Here is a 24238-nt window from a genome sequence, read left to right on the forward strand (position 1 = left end):
AGGTCCCTTCCTTCATAGCGTAGTCTTGTGACGAACGAAGTGAAGACAAAAATGGGACATTTTTAAGGACAAGAGATGGCAAAAGAGAGTAAAGCTCAAAGAGTTGAACGGATAAAAAAAGAAAAAGATGGTCTTGATGTACTTCAAGACATCTATCTTTATGCAATAACAGGCGAAGAGGTAGACCCAGAGGATATAGACAGATTTAAATGGTATGGTCTATATACTCAAAATAGAAACCTTCAAGCAGAAGATGATCCAACTTTATATTTTATGTTAAGAGTAAAACTAATTAGTGGTGAATTAACTCTTCCTCAGCTAAAAATGATTGCAGAGATTTCTGAAAAATATGCAAGAGGAACTGCTGATTTTACTACAAGACAAGATTTACAATTTCATTACATAAGAGTTGTTGATTTACCTGAAGTTTTTAGACTTCTTGATACAGTAGGATTAAATACAATTTTTGCAGCGGGAGATGTTCCAAGAAATGTTGTTTCATGTCCAGTAAATGGTATAGATAAAGATGAGATTTCTGATGTAAGAGATGTGGTTGAAAAGATTAATGAAGCCCTAAAAGGGAATAAAGCATTCTCGAATCTTCCAAGAAAATTTAAAATTGGAGTAAATGGTTGTTCTAAAAACTGTATGCACCATGAGATGCAAGACCTAAGCTTTAATGCTGTAAAACAAGATAATGGAAGAATCCAATTTGCAGTTAGCGTTGGTGGAGGACTAGCTTCTAATAGAAGAGTTGCAGACCATATAGGATTTATTACACCATCACAAGTAATACCATTAACAAAAGCTGTTATTAAAATCTATAGAGACAATGGTAACAGAGAAAATAGAAGAAAAGCTAGACTTGGACATATCATAGAAGAATGGGGTATTGAAAGATTTAGAGAAGTTTTACAAGACTCTTTAAACTTTAAAATCAAAGATGAAAATGATATTGAGTATGTTCATTCTAAATTTAGAGAACATTTTGGTATAAATGAAAGTACTGAAAAAGGTAAAAGCTTTATTGGTTGTGCTTTAAATTCTGGTCACATTGGTCTTGATGGATTAAATAAATTAATTGAATTATTTGAAAAATATGAAGCAACAGCACTTAAAGCAACTGTTACTCAAAATATTATTATAACTTCTGTTCCAAGTAAAAATGCAGAAGCTATGGCTAAAGAGTTAGAAGATGCTGGTATTTCACCGTTTCCTTCAAACTTTAAAGCAAGAGTTCAAGCTTGTACAGGATTAAACTTCTGTAAATTTGCCATTAGTGAAACAAAAGGGAAAGCAAAAGAGGTAGTTGACTATCTTGAAGAAAAATTCCCTGAATTTGGTGAAAGAGTTGCTATTTCAATAAATGGTTGTCCAAACTCTTGTGCACACTCACATATTGCTGATATTGGACTTATTGGTACAAAAGTAAAAAAAGATGGAAAACCAGTAGTTGGATATGAGATGGTTGTGGCAGGTTTCTTACATGGTAAAGAGACTGAATATGCACAAAAAACAGGGATAAAATTTGCAGAAGAGGATACAAAAGAATATATTGAGAATATGATTCTTGAGTATCAAAATTCTGAACACTCAAGCTTTAGAAACTATCTTCTAACAAAAGCTAATTAATAAAAAGAAGAGAAATTTTTCTCTTCTTATTTTATTTTTTGTTTTCTACCTAAAATCATATAGAAAATACTCCCTATTGGAGCTACAAGTAAAATAAATAATACCCAAATTGTTTTATTTGTATCATTTCTAAAATCACTTTTTATAACATCTAATACTGTATATATTACAAAAGCTAATATTGCAATAGAAACAAGTGTAACTATAATTAAAGGTTCCATAATTCTCCTTAATATATTTTATAAGTAATATATCATATTATTTATTATAAAGTTATTAGCCTACTATTATAATTTACTATTTATAAAATAGAAAAGTTTTTTCATAAATTCTAAACAAAAAAAATAAAAAATTTAATTTCTTTTATTAACCAAAGATATAATAAAAATAAGATATAATTATTCTATGAAAAAAGATTTATATAGACCATTTTTTGATAAAAATACAAATATATTAGATTTTGTACGATATAACACTATTGGAAAAAGTAAGAATGAGTATTTTGATTATACTGCTTCAGGGCTTGCTTTTAGGCAAATAGAAAACCGTCTTAGAGATGTACTTGAAACCTATGCAAATACACACTCAAAAGAGTCTTCAAATGCTAATATTACTAGTGAATATTATAATAATGCTATCTTATCACTTGAAAAAAGCCTTGAATTAACAAAAGAGTTTGCAGTTATACCAACAGGTTGTGGGTCAACAGCTGCAATTAAAAAATTTCAAGAACTTTTAGGTCTATATATTCCCCCTGCAACTAAAAAAAGATACGATATTTCTATACCTAAAGAGAATCTACCTTTAGTAATTGTTGGACCTTATGAACACCATTCAAATGAGGTTAGTCATAGAGAAGCTCTATGTGAAGTTAAAAGAATAGGTTTAACACAAGATGGTTTAATTGACCTAGAAGAGTTAGAAAAGACGTTAAAAGAGAATCAACACAGAGAAATAATTGGAAGTTTTTGTGTAGCTTCAAATGTTACAGGGATAATCACTTGCTATAAAGATATCTCAAATATCTTAAGAAAATACAATGCTGTAGTTTGTTTTGATGCAGCAGCTAGTTCCCCATATATGAATGTTGATTGTAATTATTATGATGCTTTATATCTATCACCTCATAAATTACTAGGTGGCCCTGGAAGTTGTGGACTTTTAATTATTAGAAAATCTATTGTAGATATGAGTTTATCTCCAACTTTTGCAGGTGGAGGAACAGTTTCTTATGTAAATTCTAAAATTCAAGAATATGAAAAAGAGCTAAGTGTAAGGGAAACTGCTGGAACTCCAGGAATCTTACAACTTATTAAAAGTGCATTGGCTTATCAACTAAGAAATGAAATAGGCTTTGAATTTATTTTTAAAAGAAAAGATATTTTGCTAAAGTACTTACTAAATGAATTAGAAAAAATCCCAAATATCACAATATATGGAAATAAAATTTCTAAAAATATAGGTATTATATCTTTTAATATAAAAGATATAAATCCATATGATATTTGTAGAAGACTATCTTCAAATGGTGGTATTCAAACAAGAGCTGGATGTTCTTGTGCTGGTCCATATGGACATGACCTTTTAGGTTTTAACTCAAAAAAAGAGATTGAAGAGAAGCCAGGATGGTTAAGGATATCTATACACTATTCTCAAAAAGAAGAAGAGATAGATAAACTTATAAAAGCTATTAAGCAATCAATATAAAATTTTGTTAAACATTAATTTTTTGTTAAAACTCTGAGTGTATAATTTTCCCATGAAATTTATTATATTTGCAACAATTGTTTTAGCAGTAATGTCTTTATTAACTTTTTACATATCAAAAAGGCTTGTAAGTAAACTTCATTTTTCTAATAAAATAAAAAGATATATAAATATATTTTTAATAATCAATCTTATTGGTGTTTTAGGTTATTTGGTAGTTAGATATAATCCAGTAGTTCCAAATCTAGTATACTTTTTACTATCTGTACCCATTGGAGTAATATTTTTATTGTTTATTGCAACTGTTATTTATGATATCTCTGCAAGTTTATTAAAAGTAGCTCCATTAAATGAAAATAGACGAACTTTTTTTAAAAAGAGTCTTGATGTCTCAGCACTGAGCCTTGCAAGTGCTGTAAATGCAAAAGCTATGTACAATGCGAGAAATATACAACTTGAAACTGTTGATGTTAAAATTAAAAATTTAAATAAGCCATACAAAATTGTTCAACTAAGTGATATTCACATAGGTGGTTTGATAGACAAAGAGTTTATATCATCTGTTGTAAATCAAGTTAATCTTCTAAAAGCTGATGTTGTTGTAATTACAGGTGATTTAGTAGATACAGATATAAAGTATGCAAAAGAGGCCTTAGAGGAACTAAAGCATTTAAAATCTAAATATGGTACTTATTTTATAGTAGGAAATCATGAATACTTTCATGGAGTACAATCAATAATTGATTATGTAAATAATCTTGGTATAAAAACTCTAGAAAATGAAAGTGTTTATATAGGTAAAAGAGGTGAAGGATTTAATCTTTTAGGGGTTTATGATATTATGGGAAATAGAATCAATGCATATGCTCCTAATCTTAAAAGAGCTATGTTAAGTACAGATTCGGCTCCTAAAATACTTTTAGCCCATCAACCTAAATTTATTGAAGAGATAAAAGATGAAAAAATTGACTTAATCTTAAGTGGTCACACCCATGGAGGACAGATTTTTCCTTTTAATTTTTTAGTTAAACTTCAACAACCTTATGTAAAAGGTTTAAATAAACATAATGAAAATACGCAAATTTATGTAAATAAAGGAACTGGATTTTGGGGACCACCTATGAGATTGGGTGCTAGTTCAGAAATCACTCTTTTAAATATCTCTTAGATAAATTCTTCTAAGAGTTTTTCATGATTTAGAATTATTATATTTCTTTTATCTTTTTGGATAATACCTTTTTTTACAAAAGAGCTAATTTTTCGTGATAGAGTCTCTTCTCTTATATTTAATATTTCAGCTATTTTTATTTGTTTCATACTATTGATAGTTTTTTCATTATCATAAATAAATTTAGCTACTTTTGCATTTACATCAATGCTCACACTATTATTTATAAAACCCTCTAGATATTTAATTTTTTGACTTAAAGACTTGATAAAAAGCATTGCTATATCTTTTTTAAATAAAAATTCATCTCTAAATTTTTCATAATCTATAAGTATCACTTCTCCTTTAGTTTCAAAAGAGCAATTAGCAGGAAAAGGTTTCTCTTCATAATTTGCAATCTCAGCTATAAAAGATAAGGCATTTATATTATGAATGACTAATTCATTATCTTTGTAGTCATGTTTATATATTTTTACTATTCCCTTAACTAACAAATGCAAATATTTAGATTGATCTTTTTCATAAAATAAAATTTCATCTCGAGAAAATTTTTTTAATACTGAAATCTCTTCTAATCTTTTAATCTCTGCATCATTTAATGAATTAAAAAAGTAATAGTCTCTTAAATTCATAATATACCTTTATTTTGAATATAAGAAAAATATTAGGATAAAAAAACTGAAAATGTACATAAAAAGTAAAAAATATATGACCAATATAAAAATATCTTAGAAAATAGAGAAAAGAGGTATTGAAATGAAAAAAATATACACAATTGTTAAATAACTAATACCTCTTATATCTATCTTCTTAAAGAGAAAGAAAGTTCTTCCTCTTTAAAATATATTATTCTATTGCAATGGTTTTTTTTGTTTTAGTAGGTTCCACTTTAGGAATAATTACTTCTAAAACACCATCATTACTTTTTGCATTTATATTTTCTATATCAACATTTTCTGGCATTGTAAAACTTCTTGAGAATTTTCCAAAAGAGGTTTCAACTTTATAATAATCTTCTTCTTTTACTTCCTCTTTTGTTTTTCTTTCACCTGAAATTGTTAAAACATTTTTATCTATATCTACTGAAATATCTTCTTTTTTAACACCTGGTAAATCAACATCTATATGATATGCACCATCAGATTCTCTTGTATTTACTACTGGTACAAAACCATTTACACCTTCATTACTTGGATAATTATAAAAATTTTTTTCTAACTCTTTAAATTGTTTAAAAGGGTCAAATCTTGTTAATAACATCTTTTCCTCCTAAAAAATTATTCTTGATAGAATATTTATCAAGTTGAAAGAATTATAACAAATATTTTAGCACTTGTCAATAGTATTTGCTAATATTTTTAGCAATATTAATATTTAAGTGCTAATTTAAATTAAATTTTATTGATTTTTATATTTAACAAAAAGAGATAAATCTCCATTTGTTAAACAATTTATTAAGTGATAAATTATGCTATTGCTATGAATGTTGTAGCTATAGTTAAAAAATATATTGCTACTACTATTAAATAATCTTTTTTTGTTGTATTGATTTCCATCTTTTTCTCCTTATACATAGGAGAAAAAGTGGTTTTCTCCTATTTTATTTATAAATTTTAAAATCTATATGAATCATTTATTAACCTTTAAATTGATTCAACGTATAGATTTAACTCCTCTTCAAAATAATCCAAATCCTCATATAAGATTTGCATGGTTTTTTTCTTACTTGTGGCCATTTCTAAGAGTGCCCTAATAACACCCTCATTGCATCTTTTTACTTGCCAGGAAGTATTATTACTCCAACTATTAATCGATTTAATCTCTTCCTTAGCGGGTACAATAATTTTCTTGACAATAATAGTTTTCATATTCTTTTTCTCCTGTTTATAAAATAGTTTTTCTTCATTTTTAATAGTTTGTTTTCTCACAATAGTTTTCATATTTATCTCCAATATTAAATTTTAATCAAAAAAAAAGGGGAAGAACCGAAGCTCTTCCCCTTTTAACCTTTCTAGGTTAGATGCTATTCAGCGAATTTCGCCTTCTTAGCAGCTCTTTTCCTAGCAGTTGGGTCAAGCTCTCTTTTTCTTATTCTTACAGTCTTTGGTGTTACCTCGACTAACTCATCTTCCTCAATCCACTCTAAAGCATTCTCTAGGGACATCACTCTTGGTGGAACTAGCTTAATTGCGTCGTCTGAACCAGATGCCCTAACGTTTGTAAGTGCCTTACCTTTGATAGGGTTAACATCTAAGTCATTAGATTTCGCGTGCTCACCAATAACCATTCCGTTGTATACCTTATCTTGAGGCTTAATATACATAATTCCTCTTTCTTGAAGGTTGAAAATTGAATATCCTAATGCTTCTCCATTTTCCATAGATACTAAAGCACCATTTTTTCTTGATTCAACTGTTCCAGAATATGGTCTAAAATCTAAGAATGAGTGGTTCATTACACCCTCACCTTTTGTATCAGTTAAGAACTCTGTTCTAATACCGATAAGTCCCCTTGCAGGAATTTCAAACTCTAATCTTGTAAATCCAGCACCCATTGGTACCATATTTGTCATATTAGCTTTTTTCTTACCAAGTTTTTCAATAATAGTTCCAGAATACTCATCAGGAGTATCAATTACTAAATGTTCAAATGGCTCCATAGTTACACCATTTTCTTCTTTTGTAATAACCTCTGGTCTACCAATAGAGAACTCAAAACCTTCTCTTCTCATATTTTCAGCTAAGATTGTAATTTGAAGTTCACCTCTTCCGTTAACTTTAAATTTACCCTCACCAATTTGCTCATAATTCATAGCAATATTAGTGTTCATCTCAGCGGCAAGTCTTTCATCAATTTTATTTGAAGTTACAAACTTACCTTCAGTACCAGCTAATGGAGAATCATTTACAGCAAATGTAACTGAAAGAGTTGGCTCTTCAATATGCATTGGGTCAAGTGGCATTGGATTTGCTGGATCACATAAAGAATCTCCAACATCAATTGTTTCAAAACCAGCGACAGCACAGATATCACCTGCACCAGCAGTTTTAATTTCAATTCTTTCTAAACCTTTAAATCCAATAAGTTTAGTAACTCTACCTTTTACTTTTTCCCCATCTGCTTTACATAATAAAACCGTTTCACCTTGTGAAATTGTTCCATTAAAAATTCTTGCAATACCAATTTTTCCAATGAAATTATCATAATCAAGTGTAAATACTTGAAGTTGTAATCCCTCTTCTTCACTACCTTTTGGTTTTGGAACTTCATTTAAAATAGTTTCAAATAATGGTTGTAAGTCTTTTTTCTCATCTTCTAACGCATGCATTGCATAACCATCTCTAGCTGCTGCATAGATAACTGGGAATTCAAGTTGCTCTTCATCTGCACCCATTTGGTCAAAAAGGTCGAATACTTCATCAACAACTCTATCTGGTTCACCAGCAGGTTTATCAATTTTGTTAACAACAACAATAGGTCTATGTCCTAAAGATAATGCTTTTTTAACAACGAATTTTGTTTGAGGCATAACTCCCTCTTGTGCATCTACTAAAAGAAGCACTGAGTCAACCATTTTTAAAACCCTTTCAACTTCTCCACCAAAATCGGCGTGTCCTGGAGTGTCAATAATATTAATTCTAACACCCTCATAGTCAATTGCAGTATTTTTAGAAAGGATAGTAATTCCTCTTTCTTTTTCAATATCATTACTATCCATAACTCTTTCGTCAACCTCTTGGTGTGCTGCGAAAGTTCCAGATTGCTTTAATAATTCATCAACCAAAGTTGTTTTTCCATGGTCAACGTGTGCAATCACGGCAATGTTTCTAATGTCTCTCATTTATACTCTTTATGATAATTTCTATAATTTTTGGCGATTATATCTTAAATATACTTAAAAATATGCTAAGTCAAGCAATTAGTTTCAATTAAGTTACTATTACTTAAGTAAAACTTTATACTTTTGATAGATTTAAACCATGAAAAAAATGTTCCATTGTATCCTCAACAATATTTGTTGTATCAAATTTTTTCAACATATAACTTTCAATATAGCCATCTGAGAGCTTTTTAAAAAGTATAGTAAGATGCATTGCATCTATTTTTTGTTTATTCTTAAATATTTTTTCAAACTGTTTTTCTAAAAACTGATAAATCTTTGTAACAACGGGATGATTTATAACATCTAATTTGTGAAAGAAAAAAGGATCATCTATAATTGGATAATTACTCTTTTTATCTATTTGAATAAAAATTTTATACTTTGCTTTTAAATAGAGTTCCAAATTTTTCATAGGACTATCTGTTTCATTTTCAACTAATTGTTTAAAGAAATTCTCAAATTTTAAAATTAGATACTCTAAATATAACTCCTCTTTTGATCCAAACAGATTATATATAGTACCTATAGATACCTCTAAATTTTTTGCCAATTGTGAAATCTTTAATTGTTTATATCCGTTGTTGTCAATATACTCTACTGCTGCATTTAAATATAAATCTCTTTTTATTTTATTGATTTGTTTATCAACTATAGCTTTCAATTTATTCCATTTTTATTTTTTTAAATTTTAACTATATTAATATAAAAGCATAATAAATGAATTATATATATTTATTTGAACTTAATTCATTATTAATTATTTATGGTATAAAATTCCATTTTAGGAAAAATCATGAAAATATTTAGAGATATTAAAACAGAAGCACTTCTTATTTATATAAAAACTTTATGCAACGACTATATTAAAAAAATAGATAAAGGAGAGTACAAAGTTAATTTAGGAAAGGATTCTTACAATGAAGATATTACAAAAACAATATTTTTTTTAAGAGATAAGTTAAAAGAATCTATTTTTGATGCATATGAACTTAAAACTTTTATTGATTCATATATGAAAGAAACAAAGAAAAAAAACCTTCCTCCTCAATATGAAGCTTTATTAAACTATTATAATATTATTGTATTACAGTTTGACAAAAATTTTAAAACAGGAGAATTTTGGATTCCTGAACAAATAATATTTGCCCTACTTAGTGAATGGATATATGAAGAGAAAAAATCAGTCAGAAGGTACCCTTTTTTACTTGAGATTGACTACTTAAAACTCTTAAGCTATTTTGAAAATGTAAGAAATAATAATTCAAAAGATGATCTAAAAGAGAGTATAAGATTTATGTATAAAATATCATCCGAAGTAATTAGTAAACTAAAAAATGCTAAATCAAAAAAACTTATTAGATCAAAATCTAAAAGAAAAAAATGAAAACTTTTAAATTAAACCTTTTATCAGGAATTATTGTAGGGATTATAGCTTTACCTTTATCAATGGCTTTAGCTATTGCAATTGGTGTACCACCACAAAATGGCCTTTATACTGCAATTATTGCAGGTATCATTGCTGCTTATTTTGGTAGTAGCAAAATTAATATCTCAGGTCCAACGGCAGCGTTTGTTGTCATTTTAATACCTATTGTTCAAGATTTTGGATTAAAAGGTTTATTAGTATGTGGATTATTATCAGGTTTTTTTCTTTTATTAATGGGAGTTTTAAAACTTGGAAATTTGATTGAGCTTATTCCATATCCTGTAACTGTTGGGTTTACTTCTGGTATTGCAGTTGTTATTGCAACATTTCAAATAAAAGATTTTTTTGGTTTAGAGATAAATGATTTTACAGGACATTTTCATCAAAAAGTAATCACAATATTTGAATCTTTTCACACATTCAATCCAAATGAATTTATAGTTGCATTAAGCACATTACTTATTTTAATTTTTTGGCCAAAAACAAAAAGTAAAATCCCTGCACCATTGGTAGCATTAGGTATTGTTACAATAGCTGTTGTTTTATTCAATAATTATTACCCACAATTCCAAATCTCTACAATATATTCAAGCTTTCATTACCAAATAGGAGACATAAAAGGAAATGGAATACCTCCCATACCTTTACAATTTTCACTTCCTTGGGAAGGTTATACCATAGAGGACTTAAATTTGGATATGTTTTATAAACTTCTTCCTCATAGTGTTGCAATTGCAATTTTAGGGGCATTAGAATCACTACTTTGTGCAGTAATTTCAGATGGTATGACAGGACATAAAACAGATCCAAATAAAGAGTTAATAGGTCAAGGTTTAGCTAATATAGCCGTTCCTTTTTTTGGAGGTATTCCTGCAACAGCAGCTATTGCAAGAACAGTAGTAAATATCAAATCAAAAGCTAATTCAAAAATATCTTCAATAATTCATGCTATTTTTATCTTTTTATCTATTGCTTTTTTCGCTCCTTATTTATCTTATTTACCAATGGCTTCTTTATCTGCTTTACTTTTGGTAGTAGCTTGGAACATGTCTGAATTTAAACATTTTATTAATATTATAAAAGTTGCTCCTAAATACGATGTTTATGTTTTATTGACATGTTTTATTTTAACTATTCTTTTAGATATGCAGATTGCAGTTGGAGTTGGTATGGGATTGGCTTCTATTTTATTTATTAAAAGAACTATAGATTTATATTCAATAAACTTAGTTAATAATGAACATAATTCAAAAGAGATACATATTCCTGAAGATACTTTAATATATAATATAAATGGTCCTATGTTTTTTGGAGCAGCCCAACAAGCATTAAAAACTTTATTAGATACAGAAGAAGAGATTAAAACAGTAATAGTAAACTTGGAAAACGTTTCTATGATGGATATGACTGCTCTTGTTGCTTTTAAATCTATTATAGATAACTTTCAAAAAAATGAAAAAAAACTAATAATCACTGGTGTAAACAATAGAATATTAAGAAAATTTCATAAATTAGGTATCACATTTGATACCAAAGAATTAATTTTAAGACAAAATATTGAAGCAGCATTAAAAGATCTAAATAAATAAGTTTCAGTTAAAAGACACTTTTTAAACTCTAAATTTTGTTACTATTTTATAAATATCAATAAAGGTGTTTTATGAATTATCAAAAAGTTCTTGAAGAGATAAAAGAGGAGATAAAACCTTTTTTAAAAAAAGGCAAAGTAGCTGATTATATTCCAGCATTAGCCAAAGTTGAAGTTGATGATTTTGCTATGAGTATTATCAAACTTGATGGAACTCAATACAACATAGGTTCAAGTGAAAAGCTTTTTTCTATTCAAAGTATTTCAAAGGTTTTTAGCTTTACTTTATCACTTGATTTATATGGAAAAGAGTTATATAAAAGAGTTGGGCATGAGCCTTCAGGAAACCCTTTTAACTCCCTTGTACAACTTGAATACGAAAAAGGGATACCAAGAAATCCTTTTATAAATGCAGGAGCAATAGTTACAACAGATACTTTAGTTTCAAAATATAAACAAAATACATTTCCTACTATTTTAGAGTTTATAAAAAAAGTCTCAGGATGCCAAACTATTAATTTTGACCAAGATATTTATAAATCTGAACTTAAGCATGGGTATAGAAATCTTGCTTTAATAAATATGATGAAAAGTTTTAATAATATTGAAAATAATACAAATGATGTTATTGAAAGCTATTTTAAACAATGCTCTATAATGATGAACACAAAACAGTTAGCAAAATCTATGCTTTTTTTAGCAAACCATGGAACAATACCGAATACAAATGAAGCAGTAGTAACAGAACCACAAGCAAAAAGAATTAACTCTTTGATGTTAACTTGTGGTCATTATGATGCTTCTGGGGATTTTGCTTTTCATGTGGGACTTCCAGGAAAAAGTGGTGTTGGTGGTGGGATAGTTGCCATTGTACCTCAGAAAATGGCTATTTGTGTTTATTCACCAAGGTTAAATAAACAAGGAAACTCACTAGTTGGAACAAAAGCTTTAGAACTATTTACAACTAAAACAAATCTTTCTATATTTTAAACAAATATGAATTTTTTTTCATATTAAATTCATAATCTTTTCATCCATTTCTTATAAATTTACAAAAATCGGATGAAAGGATTTTATTGTTTACACTTGCAATTAAAGCTTTAAAAGCTAACAAATTAAAAACAATATTAATATTTATAAGTCTTATCTTCTCAATAACATCAATATTTTTGATTAGCTCTATTTCAAATGGAGTTATATCTATGTATTCAAATATGTTAAAAAGTGATGGAGATATTATAATAACCCAAGCAAAAATCTCTGATACATTTTTTTCAAATGTAGATGTAAAATTATTAGATGAAATAAAAAAATTAGATAATGTAAAAAAAGCTTCTGCCATAATTGTTGGAGCAAGCCCTGTAGAAAAACTTCCAATTGTGGCTGTTTATGGTATGTCTGATAATAGATTTGAAAACTATAAACTTATAAAAGGCACTTACCCAAAACTAAATGAAGTATTAGTTGGTAACTCTATTTATGAATCTTTAAAAAACAAAAACAGTATTCAAATAGCAGACAAAACTTTTAATGTTTCTGGTGTTTTTAAAAGTGATATTGGATTTGAAAATGGTGGAGTTGTTTTGAAACTTGAAGATGCAAGTAAAATTTTTAACAAAAGTGCTTCTATGTTGATGGTAAACAGTAAGATAGATTCAAATATTGAAAATCTAGTAAAAGATATAGAAAACCTGAGTAAAGATATAGAAGTAAAATCTACTCAAAATTTTGTGGATAATTATAATCAATTTAAAATTATCAAAACCTCATCAAACCTTATTGGTCTAATCTCTTTTTGTATGGGTCTTTTAGGGATTGTAAGTATCATGAGTATCACAATAAATCAAAGAAAAACTGAATTTGGTATAAAAAGAGCAATTGGAATCTCAACTAAAAAAATTGTTTCACAAATAATCTTAGAAAGTTCAATTTTAGGAATACTAAGTTTTATTAGTTCTTTTTTTATCTCTTATATTGCACTAGCACTAATAAAAAACTCTTCACTTTTTCATGGATATGTAAATGGAGAAATATCTTCTACCCTTGCAATATATCTATTTATTTGTTCACTATCAATGGCTATTTTAGGTTCAATTATTCCTGCAATAAATGCTTCAAGAATTGACCCTATTATTCTTATGCAAGGGGATAAAATATGATACTAAAAGCAGCTAATATTTCCCATGATTATAATGGTGACAAAGCTTTAAACAAAGTCTCTCTTGAGATAAAAGAAGCCGAGTTTGTGTGCTTAATAGGTGAGAGTGGTAGTGGTAAAACAACTTTATTATCTGTGTTATCTACCCTACTTAAACCAAAAGAGGGAACACTATTTTTTGAAGGTAGTAGTTATTCAACTATAAAAAACATAGATGAATTTAGACAAAAAAACATAGGTTTTATTTTTCAATTTCATTACCTAATAAACTATTTAAACCTATTTGAAAATATAAAACTTGCAAACCCTAAAGCTAGTGATGATGAGATTTTAAAAATACTTTCAATCTTAAATATTGAAACATTAAAAAACAAGTTTCCAACAGAGATTTCTGGAGGACAAAGACAAAGAGCTGCAATAGCAAGAGCTTTAATAAACAATCCAAAAATACTTTTTGCTGATGAACCAACGGGTAATTTAGATTCTAAAAATGCACAAAAAGTTTTTGAACTATTTAAAGAGTTGTCAAAAAATGGAACTACAATTATTGTTGCAACACATAACAAAGAGCTTGCTAAAACAGCAGATACAATTTACGAGGTAAAAGATGGACAAATTAGATAACTTTAGTTTTTTTATTAATAAACATTTCAAGATTTCATTAATATTTTTATTTTTAGGGATGGTTTTTGGAATTTCCTATTCATTAAATTTATTAGGATTTTATATTGATTCTCAAACACTAATCCCAGCAAGTATGAGATCACTACATATTAGTTTAATGCTTTATGGTTTTGTTCCATTAATGCTTTCATATCTTCCTTTTTTATTGATAAATAAAGAGGGTGTAAAAAGTGAAGTGGGATTACAATATCTAAACCTTTATACAATATTTTGGTATATATTTTTAGTTTTTATGATTAGTTCAATCCTTTTTGGAAATACTAGAGGACTTGCCTTTTATGACTTTCCATATGAGTTAAATTTCATACTTGCCATATCTGGAGTTTTTTATATTATTGCCCTTATTAAATATATAAAAGCCTATGAGACCATTCCCCTATGGATAAAAGTTTGTCTAAGAATCACCATTATTGCACCCATTGCTTTACTTATATTAATGAATCCTACAATTGGACAAGTTGAAAGTACAATTTCAGGACCCCATGGAGATAACACTTTAGGTATGAGTTTAGCTTTAATCCCTATTTATTACCTTATTATAAAACTGCTAAACAAAGGTGAATTTAAAGCTAGATGGAATGTTCTTTGGATTATTCCAACTATATTTTATGCTTTTTCTGTTTTATATAGAAGTTTTATAGGACACTTAAGTTATGAGCAAGAGTGGTTTTTCCAATGGCTAACTTTTCTTTATGTACCGATATTATATAGATGGTATAAGGATTCAAACATAGAAAAATTTGCTAAAAAAGCACTTCTTATATCAATACTTGCTTTTCTTTTTGTAGATATTGAAGGGAATATTTTATTTATACCTGAACTTAGATGGCTTTTTCATAGAAATGATTTAATTATTGCCCATGCTCATGTAGCTATGGGAATTGGTGTATTTTTTATGGTAATTGCAATGTTTGTTAACTATATTAAAGAGCTTAAGAAAACTATTTTTTATACTCTTTATTTAGTTGGGTTATTAGGTATTTTTTTAGTTTTAAGTATCTCAGGGTTTATTCAAGCAGAAATATTTCAAGCAGATATTTATAATTTATGGATAGCAAGAAGTATTTTTGGAGTTATTGCACTTATATCACTATTTAGTTTTATTACTTTTAAATTCAAATTTACTTTACTTCAAAAATATAATCTCTTAGGGGTATTAGCTGATGGAGTAGGTGGTATTTTTTTACTTTTATTAAGTAGTTTTCTATATCCACTTATTGGTTTTAAATTTGCTGGAAGTTACGAATATATTGTATTTGCTTTTGTAAGTATTACAGGGGTAATTCATTACTTAGCTCTCACAAATAAAGTGCATGAGATCATCTTAACAAAACTTACAGTTATTACAAGAGTTTTTATAAGTTCAGTTTTTTTTGCTCTTTTTTATAACAAAACTTTAGGTGTAGAAGCTTTATTAATATCTTTATTTGATGTTTTATTTGCTTCTACATTTTTATTTATTTTCAAAAAGGAATTATTATGCCAAAAATAGCACTTATATTTTTTATTGCATTTGAATTATGTTACTACTTACTTATAGCACAAACAGGTATTGTTGAATATTTTGCCTCAAATATCTATTATATAGCTCCTCTGCCAATAGGTGGAATTATTGGTTCAATTTTGTGTTATAAAATCTCTTTATCAAATGATAAAAAAATCAAAATTTTTCTAATGATGCAATTAGTATTAACTTTCTTCTATCCTAATTATTCACCTATTACACTTTTTATTCTTGGGATAAGTGTTGGAGCATTAGCTCCTCTTTTAATTAATGAATTAAAGAAAGCTTCAACTGTAGATTTAGGATTAGCTCTTGCTATCTCTTATAGTGTAGGAACTTTACTTTTTAATTATGATCCTGCAAAAAGAGAGTTTATTGCAATTATATTTACAGTTATAGTTTTAATCTGCTCATATTTTTTGCAAAAAATTAAAACAAATAAAGAGATTAAAAATTTTACTCCATATCCCATCTTTGTGATGGTTTTATGGATATTTTTAGATTCTGCTTTATTTGAAACTTTATCAAGAGATTTAAGTGTATCTATCTGGAGAGATGGCTTCACTTCTGAGATTATAGTTTTTCACATAATTGGAGTTATTGCAGCACTTAAATTAAATATTCAAAGAATGGAAAATGAGTTATTTATAATGATACTTTTTGCACTAAGTTATCTTTTTTATTTTTTACAAGAACCCCTTGCATTATCAGTTATATACCCTTTTGTAATCTCTTATTACAATGTAAATATTTTAAGAAGCTTAGTAAAAAAACCTCTAAAGAAAATAGCCTTATATATGGTATTTATAGGTTGGATTGCTTCAGGGATGGGATTATTTATAGCTTTAGAAAACTTGACAATTTTTGTTCCATTTATTTTTTTAATAGCATTTATCAAGATAATAAATTCACAAAAAAACCTACTTATAAAGGAGAAAAAATGTATAAATTAGTGTTTGTTTTATTATTTACTGTAGTTTTTGCAAATGCAAATAGTCTTAGTTTAGTTATGGGGAAGATTCAAGCTCATACGGAAGTTTTTGGAGATAGTACTATTAATCCCCAAACAGAAGATATTGTTACAGAATTAGAAAAAAGTGATTCTTTAGAATCAATAAAAGGTAAGTTTGAAATAGAAGCTATCTCTTTAATTAGTGATAATAAAGATAGAGATAAACATATGTATGAGGTTTTAAATGTAAAAAACTCTCCCAAAATTGTTTTTATTTTAAACTCTATTTCAAAACAAGAAGATAGTTATCTACTTTCAGGAATATTGATTTTAAATAATATCAGTAAACCTATCACCTCTAAAGCTACAATAAAAGAAGTTGAAAAAAATATAAACCTAAATGGTGATTTTTCAATTAAGTTAACTGATTTTGGTATGGAACCTCCTACAATGTTCTTTTTAACGGTAAGAGATCAAATAGATATAAAATATGATTTTAACTTCAAGGATAACTAATGTTAAAAAACATACTAGTTTTAACCCTTATTTCATCAATATATCTTTTTGCTAATAGTTTTAAAGTTGGAGATGATATAGGACATTTTTCATTACCCAATCAGTTTGATGAAAAGAAAGATGTGGATTCTAAGATTCAAACTATTATTGTCTCTTTTGAGAAAGATACGGGAAAAGATATAAATACATTTCTTGCTTCAAAAAAAGCAGATTTTTTAGATAAACACCATGCTGTTTTCATAGCCAATATTTCAGGTATGCCATCAATTATTACAAAGCTTTTTGCTATGCCAAAAATGAGAGATTATAAACACTCTATACTTTTAATCTATGATGATGCAGATAATAGATTTGTAAATAAAGAGGAAAAGTCAACTCTTTATAAACTTGAAAATGGTGTTATAAAATCTATTTCCTATATCACCAAAGATAACTTAGAAGAGGTTTTTAAATAAGATGAAACTACCACAAATAAATGAAGTTGTTGTTAATTCTAAAATAAAAGAGTTATCAATTCTTCATTTAAGTGATTTGCATATAAATAAAAAAACCTCTACTAATAGTATAAATCAATTAGTAAAACTTTGTAATAGAAGTGAGGCTGATTTTATAGTTATTACAGGGGATATTATTGACTGTAAAGTAAAGTTTATAAAAGAGAGATTGGAATTACTAAATAAGATAGAGAAAAAAACCTATTATATAAGTGGTAACCATGATTTGTTTTATGGATTTAAAGAATTGAAAAATATTTTGACAAATTTAATCTGTTTAGACAATAACTATGAGATTTTACAGATAAAGGATAAAACTATAGCTATAGGTGGATTAAGTGATAGATTTTCAAAATTTTTTAGGGTAAAAAGAGAAGAGGATAAAATAGTGAAAATTCTAAGTAGATATGAAAACTCAATTTTTTTAGCACATCAACCAAAAGATTATATCTATGCACTCAAATCAAATAGTAAACTTTTTTTATGTGGGCATACCCATGGGGGACAAATATACCCTTTTCACTATGTAGTAAAACTTTTTCAACCCTTTCTTAATGGTCTTATTTATAAAAAAGATACTGCAATTTATGTTAGTAAAGGGATAGGAAATTGGGGAATTGATTTTAGGTTTAAAGCTAATAATGAAATTAGTTTACTAAAATTAAGGTAAAATAATTTTATGAAAATATTAATTATAGAAGATGACGAAAAAATTATAAACTTTTTAAAAAGAGGACTTGAGGAAGAATCTTATAGTGTAGATTTTTCTAAAAATGGAGAAGAAGGCTTATACTTAGCTAGTGTAAATACTTATGATTTGATACTACTTGATATTATGTTACCTTTAATTGATGGAATAGAAGTTTGCAAAAGACTTAGAACATCAAATATTACTACTCCAATTATCATGTTAACGGCAAAAGATAGTGTAGAAGACACCATAAAAGGTTTGGATATAGGAGCAAATGATTACCTTCCTAAACCTTTCTCTTTTTCAGAACTTCTTGCAAGAATGAGAGTTCAACTAAGATCAAATAATCAACAACAAACAAAACTTAAAATAGCTGATTTAGAACTTGATTTACTTTCAAAAACTGCAAAAAGAGGAGAAGATAATATAACTCTTACAGCAAAAGAGTTTGCACTTTTGGAGTATTTAATAAAAAATAAAAACAAAGTTCTTTCAGAAACAGTTTTAGGTTCTATGTTAAACAATATGGATGAGATAAATATAAGTAATGTAGTTAATGTTTATATTTACAGATTAAGAAACAAAATAGATAAACCATATGAAAAAAAGCTTATAAAAACAGTTAGAGGAATGGGGTTTAGAATAAGTGATGAATAATTTAAGTATCAAAAGAAAACTGTTAATTTATAATATAATTATCCAAACATTTATATTAATAATATTAGCCTTATCAATATATAAGACCCTTCAAATTTCTACCTTGGATAAAATAGAAACCTCTTTAAAAGTTATTGTTTTAGATATTGTAGATGATTTAATAAAACACCAAGACAATTACTTAATTGTTGATTTCAATGAAGAGAAAGAATATAAATTTAAACCACTTTATATAAGATTAATAGATAAAAATCAGAAAATATTAAAATCTACCTATTTCCCTGATGAAATTCATAAGAACTTTCGAAAACTTTCAAAAGATATTATTAATTTTAAAAAATTTGATAATTATATCCTTAGTGAAATCAAATTCTCAATGTTAAAAGATGATTATGTACTTCAAGTTGCTACTGATTATAAAATATTAAATGAAACCATGCAAAATCTTTTTTATATTTTAATATTTATTATCCCTATAATTTTAATTTTTTCCATTACAGGGGGATATTTTTTAGTTTACAAATCATTTAAACCTATTGAAGAGATTTTAAATAATCTAAAAAATATCAACTCAACAACCCTATCAAAAAGACTTACAACTAGTCAGAAACAAGATGAGATAAATATGCTGGCAATTGAGATTAATTCCCTTTTAGAAAGGCTTGAAATCTCATTTGAAAAAATAAATCAATTTAGCTCTGATGCATCCCATGAACTTAAAACTCCCCTTACTATTATTAGAGGGGAAATAGAGATAACACTTAGAAAAGATAGAGATTCAAGTGAATATAAAAAGAGTCTTCAAACCTGTTTAAATGAAGTGATGATTATCCAACAAACAATAGATGATTTACTATTTTTAGCAAAAAAGGAAAACACTTCAAACAATCTTGAAGATGTATATATTGATGAGATTACATTTGAAGCAGTTAAAGAGTTAAAACCCTTTGCCAATATTAGAGCAATTGATTTAAAAACTCAGATCAATGACGTTTTTCAAGTTAAAGGTTATAGTAAGTTACTAAAAATAGCTATAAAAAATATTCTAAAAAATGCAATAACTTACAGCTACAAAGAATCCTCAGTGGAGATAAAGAATTCTATTGAAAATGGCAACTATGTTATTACCATAAGTGATAAAGGTATAGGAATACCAAAAGATGAACAAAAAAAGATTTTTGAAAAATTTTATAGAACAGATAAAAGTAGAAATAAAGAGTCAGGTGGTACTGGTCTTGGAATGTCTATTGTGGAAAAAATTACAAAACTTCATAATGCAAAAATAGAATTATCTAGTGAAGAGAAAAAAGGAACTACTGTAAAGTTTATTTTTAAAGGAAATATAGATGAATAAAAACTATATCTGGACACTACCCACACGAGTATTTCACTCAAGTTTTGTACTACTTATAGTTATTTGTTATTTAACAGGAGATGATGATACAATTTTAATCCATGCTATTTCAGGTTATCTTTTACTTGTTACTCTATTTTTTAGATTTGGATGGGGATTTTTTGGTCCAAAATATTCAAAGTTTAAAGATTTTGCCTTAGATACAAAAAAAGCAAAAGAGTTTGCAAAAAATATCTTTAGTCCAAAAGAGTTTTATAATGGACATAACCCTTTAGCTTCTTATGTAATGATAAGTATGTTAATAGTAGTTACTATAATAATATTTACAGGAAGTTTAACTTATGGTTCCCAAGAAGCAAAAGGTTTTTTTGGCTTCTTAGAAAAAATCAAAACCTATAAACATATCCATGAGTTTTTTGCAAATTTTCTTTACCTTCTTATTTTCTTACATCTTAGTGGAATTGCAATGGATAGATTACTACATAAAGAGAACCAAACTTTAAAATCTATAATAAATGGTTTTAAGTATGGCAAAGAAAAAATAGAAGTAAGATTAAATATTTTTCAAAAACTTTATGCTTTTTTATTTTTAATTATATTTTTTAGTTTTTTAATATATTTAATAGTAGATAAAACAAACCCTTTTATCTATTAATCTACTCTTTTGATTTTGTTAATAAAATAAGTCCTGTAACTGTAACTATTAAACCTACAAAACCTGTAGCGTTTGGTAGGGCTGCATTTAAAAATAAAAGCTCTCCAACTAAAGCAAAAAATACTTCCCCTGACTGTGTAGCATCTACAAGCATTAGTTTGCTTGAAGTATCTGCATGATTCCTTGCATATAAAAAAAGTGAAGTAGCTATAACTCCTGATAATAAAGTTACAATAGCTACATTGATATATTGTGATGTTGAAGGTACAGTTGCATCTGTAGTAAAATATAAAACTATCCATAAAGGAAAACTTCCTAGAGTTAGCAAAAACACTTTTACAAAAGTGTTATTTAAAACCTTATAGTCTTTATTTTTATCTATTCTTTTCTTTTTCTCTTCCCAAACCAATTGATTACCAAAAGGGTAACAAAAAGATGCCACTAAAACGGGTAAAAAACCTAAAAGAAGTGGCTCAATATTATTTATATCAAAGTGACTAACATTTACTAAAGTGATGCCTACAAATATTATTAAAGTAAAAATCCATATTTTTTTTGATAATTTTTTACCAAAAAAAGATAAAACAAAAAGTGAAGAGATAAGTGTAATCTGCCAAGTTGTTGCCACAACCCAAGCAGGAGAAAAATCTGCTGCATAACATAGAAGAGAATAAAAACATCCAAAACCAATAGTTCCAGCAATTGTCCAAAATCTAAAATTATCAATATACTCTTTTAAAACAGCTTTGAAATATGAAACTCCTCTAAAAATAATAAAACCTATACTAAAAAATAAGATAAGATAAACAAGCCTTAAAGAACCAGAAAAATACCAATGTCCCCCATCTAAAGAGATTGCTCTATTTATTAAAAAGGTAGCTGTAAAAAATATTGCAGCTAAAAGTCCAACAATTAAAAGGAATACAGTAGTATGGGTATAACTATCAATAATATCTTTAATTTTATTCAATTTAATTTCCTTAAAGTTGTTTGATTTGATTAAAAAAAAACAGAATTGTACTATATTGTTGTTAAAATGATCATTTTTTGTTAAAATACGATTTATATTTAAATATAATCCAATAAATAATTATATACCTAGGATCACTGTGAACATAAAAAAAATAGTAACACTTACATTTGTTGTAATTGTTCTTCTTATTTTGGCAATATTTTTCCTAAATGGTGTTTTACTTACTAAATTGGAAGAAAATAACCAATCAAGAAAAGAGATATCTAAACTTGTTTTGATGCAAGAGAATATGAATATACTTGTTAAAGATGCGACTACAACAACTAATAAAAAAGAATTATATGATACAAAAAAAGAGTTTCATAAATATGAAAAAATGTTTGAAGAGTTAAAAAACAAGTTAATAATAAAAGATAAAGATGATTTTTTAGATTTTTTTATAAAAGATATTCATAAAAATTCAAAAATTTTAAATCACTTAGCATTACTCTCAAAATCTGAAAAAGAGATAGAAAAGAATTTTGACAATATATATAATTTACAATTAGAACAAATAGAATTAAAAAATCTTTTTTCAGAAAATTATCCAAAAGAAAATATTTTAAGAACAAACCTAGAACAAGATATTCTAAAAACTAAAAATATAAGATTAATAAAAAGTTTTTCTGACATAAAATATTACAGTAAAGAGGTTCTTTTTCAATATAAAGAAAAAGAGTATTTAGATACTTGGATTGAAAAAATTGAATCCCTTAGCAACTCTTATGAAAATAGAAAAATAAAAGATTATTTAGAAATAGTTAAAATTATAGGTGATTATGTAATAAGACTTAATATTTTAGAACTAAATGAAAAATCTTTACAAAAAACTATATATGAAATTGTAAATAGAAATAAAGAGTTAAATCTAAAAATTGAAGAAGAGATAGAAAGCATAACCTCAGAATTTATCGCTAATAATTTCACTTTTATGATAATACTACTTTTAATTACTATTTTAATAATTATTTTTCTATCAATAAAAGTAAATAAAAATGTAGCCCTAAGTTTTAATGAAGTTGAAAATAAAGTACAAGAGGGATTAAGTACAATAAAAAACCTAAATAAGGAGATTGAAGAGACCCAAAGAGAAGTTGTTTTTACTATGGGTGCTATTGGTGAAACTAGAAGTAAAGAAACAGGAAATCATGTAAAAAGAGTTGCTGAGTATTCAAAACTTCTTGCTTTATATGTTGGTCTTCCAAAAGATGAAGCAGAGATGTTAAAACAAGCAAGTCCTATGCATGATATTGGGAAAGTGGCTATCCCTGATGCCATTTTAAATAAACCTGGGCGTTTTGATGAAAAAGAAAGAAAAGTTATGGATACCCATGCGAAATTAGGATTTGAGATGTTAAAGCATTCAAATAGACCTCTTCTTAAATGTGCTGCCACTGTAGCCTATGAACACCATGAGAAGTGGGATGGAACAGGATATCCTAGAAAACTAAAGGGGGAAGATATTCATATATATGGAAGAATTACTGCATTAGCCGATGTATTTGATGCTTTAGGTAGTGATAGATGTTATAAAAAAGCTTGGGATGATGAAAGAATCTTTAATCTTTTTAAAGAGGAGCGTGGAAAACATTTTGATCCAAAACTTATAGATATCTTTTTTGAACATTTAGACGAATTTTTAAAAATACGAGAAACTTTTAAAGACAATTTGTAAAGAAATTGTCAAGAACATTCCCACTTACACTTTATACTCTTCTTTTATAATTTCAATAGAAATAAAAAGGAGAAGAGATGAAAAAGATAATTATTCCTGCACTTATTGCAACTCTTTCATTTAGTAGTGTGATAGATAACTACTTAACTAATCTAAAAAATGAAGTTATAAAAGTAGAACCAAACTTTAAAGGCTTTGATCTAAAAAGAGGTGAAGAGATATTTACCTCTACACATATGGGGAAAAAAGGTAAAGAGGTTTCATGTACATCGTGTCATGGAATAGATTTAACAAAATCCCATGAAAACTTTTTTACTGCAAAGATTATTGAACCACTATCACCAAAAACAAACCCTAAAAGACTGACTAAAGAGAAAAAAATAAGAAAATGGCTCAAAAGAAATTTTAATGATGTCTACAATAGAGAAGGTACAGCAAAAGAAAAAGGTGATGTACTTACTTACATCATGTCAAAATAAAGG

General features: G+C 27.1%; 25 protein-coding genes. 18 read left to right on the plus strand and 7 right to left on the minus strand.

Features of this window, described 5'->3' with window-relative positions; genetic code table 11:
- Positions 1-75 precede the first annotated feature (75 nt).
- The gene (locus ACKU3H_RS03140; RefSeq protein ID WP_320035519.1) at positions 76-1632 is read left to right on the plus strand and encodes a nitrite/sulfite reductase; all 1557 of its coding nucleotides are present in this window, start codon (positions 76-78) and stop codon (positions 1630-1632) included.
- A 26-nt stretch (positions 1633-1658) separates the two neighbouring features.
- On the opposite strand, the gene ACKU3H_RS03145 is transcribed toward ACKU3H_RS03140, so the two are convergent.
- The gene (locus ACKU3H_RS03145) at positions 1659-1853 is read right to left on the minus strand and encodes a PLDc N-terminal domain-containing protein (protein ID WP_320035520.1); all 195 of its coding nucleotides are present in this window, start codon (positions 1851-1853) and stop codon (positions 1659-1661) included.
- 184 nt (positions 1854-2037) lie between these two features.
- On the opposite strand from ACKU3H_RS03145, the gene ACKU3H_RS03150 reads away from it, so the two are divergent.
- Positions 2038-3339 (plus strand): aminotransferase class V-fold PLP-dependent enzyme, encoded by a 1302-nt coding sequence (locus ACKU3H_RS03150; protein WP_320035521.1) that lies wholly within the window; start codon positions 2038-2040, stop codon positions 3337-3339.
- A 52-nt stretch (positions 3340-3391) separates the two neighbouring features.
- Positions 3392-4507, plus strand: a complete 1116-nt coding sequence (locus ACKU3H_RS03155; protein ID WP_320035522.1) for a metallophosphoesterase — start codon at positions 3392-3394, stop codon at positions 4505-4507.
- Here ACKU3H_RS03155 and ACKU3H_RS03160 read toward each other — a convergent pair.
- From ACKU3H_RS03160 to ACKU3H_RS03180, 5 genes are all read right to left on the minus strand, one after another.
- On the minus strand, positions 4504-5139 hold the full coding sequence (locus ACKU3H_RS03160) for a Crp/Fnr family transcriptional regulator (protein ID WP_320035523.1): 636 nt from the start codon (positions 5137-5139) through the stop codon (positions 4504-4506). The two genes, ACKU3H_RS03155 and ACKU3H_RS03160, sit on opposite strands and share 4 nt — an antisense overlap.
- Positions 5140-5353: 214 nt before the next feature.
- On the minus strand, positions 5354-5767 hold the full coding sequence (locus tag ACKU3H_RS03165) for an Hsp20/alpha crystallin family protein (RefSeq protein ID WP_320035524.1): 414 nt from the start codon (positions 5765-5767) through the stop codon (positions 5354-5356).
- 383 nt (positions 5768-6150) lie between these two features.
- Positions 6151-6447 (minus strand): hypothetical protein, encoded by a 297-nt coding sequence (locus tag ACKU3H_RS03170; protein WP_320035525.1) that lies wholly within the window; start codon positions 6445-6447, stop codon positions 6151-6153.
- 83 nt (positions 6448-6530) lie between these two features.
- The gene (gene typA, locus ACKU3H_RS03175) at positions 6531-8348 is read right to left on the minus strand and encodes a translational GTPase TypA (RefSeq protein WP_320035526.1); all 1818 of its coding nucleotides are present in this window, start codon (positions 8346-8348) and stop codon (positions 6531-6533) included.
- 115 nt (positions 8349-8463) lie between these two features.
- On the minus strand, positions 8464-9051 hold the full coding sequence (locus ACKU3H_RS03180) for a TetR/AcrR family transcriptional regulator (RefSeq protein ID WP_320035527.1): 588 nt from the start codon (positions 9049-9051) through the stop codon (positions 8464-8466).
- Positions 9052-9183: 132 nt separating this feature from the next.
- Here ACKU3H_RS03180 and ACKU3H_RS03185 point away from each other — a divergent pair, with 132 nt between their 5' ends.
- The 13 genes from ACKU3H_RS03185 (at position 9184) to ACKU3H_RS03245 (ending at position 21069) form a co-directional block, all read left to right on the plus strand.
- On the plus strand, positions 9184-9774 hold the full coding sequence (locus tag ACKU3H_RS03185; RefSeq protein WP_320035528.1) for a hypothetical protein: 591 nt from the start codon (positions 9184-9186) through the stop codon (positions 9772-9774).
- Positions 9771-11405, plus strand: a complete 1635-nt coding sequence (dauA, locus tag ACKU3H_RS03190; RefSeq protein WP_320035529.1) for a C4-dicarboxylic acid transporter DauA — start codon at positions 9771-9773, stop codon at positions 11403-11405. Before ACKU3H_RS03185 ends, dauA begins: the two co-directional genes overlap by 4 nt.
- Positions 11406-11476: 71 nt before the next feature.
- The gene (locus ACKU3H_RS03195; protein ID WP_320035530.1) at positions 11477-12394 is read left to right on the plus strand and encodes a glutaminase; all 918 of its coding nucleotides are present in this window, start codon (positions 11477-11479) and stop codon (positions 12392-12394) included.
- Between the two features lie 86 nt (positions 12395-12480).
- Entirely contained in the window at positions 12481-13563 is a 1083-nt protein-coding gene (locus tag ACKU3H_RS03200; protein WP_320035531.1) for an FtsX-like permease family protein, read from the plus strand.
- A complete protein-coding gene (locus tag ACKU3H_RS03205; protein ID WP_320035532.1) occupies positions 13560-14186 on the plus strand; it encodes an ABC transporter ATP-binding protein in 627 nt (208 codons plus the stop codon). The genes ACKU3H_RS03200 and ACKU3H_RS03205 overlap by 4 nt, the downstream gene beginning before the upstream one ends.
- Entirely contained in the window at positions 14170-15738 is a 1569-nt protein-coding gene (locus tag ACKU3H_RS03210; protein ID WP_320035533.1) for a hypothetical protein, read from the plus strand. Before ACKU3H_RS03205 ends, ACKU3H_RS03210 begins: the two co-directional genes overlap by 17 nt.
- Positions 15726-16703 (plus strand): hypothetical protein, encoded by a 978-nt coding sequence (locus tag ACKU3H_RS03215; RefSeq protein WP_320035534.1) that lies wholly within the window; start codon positions 15726-15728, stop codon positions 16701-16703. The genes ACKU3H_RS03210 and ACKU3H_RS03215 overlap by 13 nt, the downstream gene beginning before the upstream one ends.
- Complete coding sequence (locus ACKU3H_RS03220) at positions 16691-17218, plus strand: YceI family protein (protein ID WP_320035535.1); 528 nt, start codon at positions 16691-16693, stop codon at positions 17216-17218. Before ACKU3H_RS03215 ends, ACKU3H_RS03220 begins: the two co-directional genes overlap by 13 nt.
- Positions 17218-17673 (plus strand): hypothetical protein, encoded by a 456-nt coding sequence (locus tag ACKU3H_RS03225; RefSeq protein WP_320035536.1) that lies wholly within the window; start codon positions 17218-17220, stop codon positions 17671-17673. Before ACKU3H_RS03220 ends, ACKU3H_RS03225 begins: the two co-directional genes overlap by 1 nt.
- A 1-nt stretch (position 17674) precedes the next feature.
- A complete protein-coding gene (locus ACKU3H_RS03230) occupies positions 17675-18382 on the plus strand; it encodes a metallophosphoesterase (protein WP_320035537.1) in 708 nt (235 codons plus the stop codon).
- A 9-nt stretch (positions 18383-18391) separates the two neighbouring features.
- Positions 18392-19060, plus strand: coding sequence for a response regulator transcription factor (locus tag ACKU3H_RS03235; protein WP_320035538.1), 669 nt, complete (start codon positions 18392-18394; stop codon positions 19058-19060).
- Positions 19053-20414, plus strand: coding sequence for a HAMP domain-containing sensor histidine kinase (locus tag ACKU3H_RS03240; protein ID WP_320035539.1), 1362 nt, complete (start codon positions 19053-19055; stop codon positions 20412-20414). The genes ACKU3H_RS03235 and ACKU3H_RS03240 overlap by 8 nt, the downstream gene beginning before the upstream one ends.
- Positions 20407-21069: a cytochrome b/b6 domain-containing protein gene (locus ACKU3H_RS03245; RefSeq protein WP_320035540.1), complete on the plus strand. Its 663-nt coding sequence runs from the start codon at positions 20407-20409 to the stop codon at positions 21067-21069. Before ACKU3H_RS03240 ends, ACKU3H_RS03245 begins: the two co-directional genes overlap by 8 nt.
- Position 21070: 1 nt before the next feature.
- Here ACKU3H_RS03245 and ACKU3H_RS03250 read toward each other — a convergent pair whose 3' ends face one another.
- On the minus strand, positions 21071-22039 hold the full coding sequence (locus ACKU3H_RS03250) for a multidrug resistance efflux transporter family protein (protein WP_320035541.1): 969 nt from the start codon (positions 22037-22039) through the stop codon (positions 21071-21073).
- A 139-nt stretch (positions 22040-22178) separates the two neighbouring features.
- Between ACKU3H_RS03250 and ACKU3H_RS03255 the strand changes: the two genes are divergently transcribed.
- Together ACKU3H_RS03255 and ACKU3H_RS03260 are read left to right on the plus strand one after the other, a co-directional pair.
- The gene (locus ACKU3H_RS03255) at positions 22179-23756 is read left to right on the plus strand and encodes an HD domain-containing phosphohydrolase (protein ID WP_320035542.1); all 1578 of its coding nucleotides are present in this window, start codon (positions 22179-22181) and stop codon (positions 23754-23756) included.
- A 77-nt stretch (positions 23757-23833) separates the two neighbouring features.
- Entirely contained in the window at positions 23834-24235 is a 402-nt protein-coding gene (locus ACKU3H_RS03260) for a DUF1924 domain-containing protein (RefSeq protein WP_320035543.1), read from the plus strand.
- Positions 24236-24238: the final 3 nt, after the last annotated feature.

This window comes from Halarcobacter sp. (assembly GCF_963675975.1).
Classification (GTDB): Bacteria; Campylobacterota; Campylobacteria; order Campylobacterales; family Arcobacteraceae; genus Halarcobacter.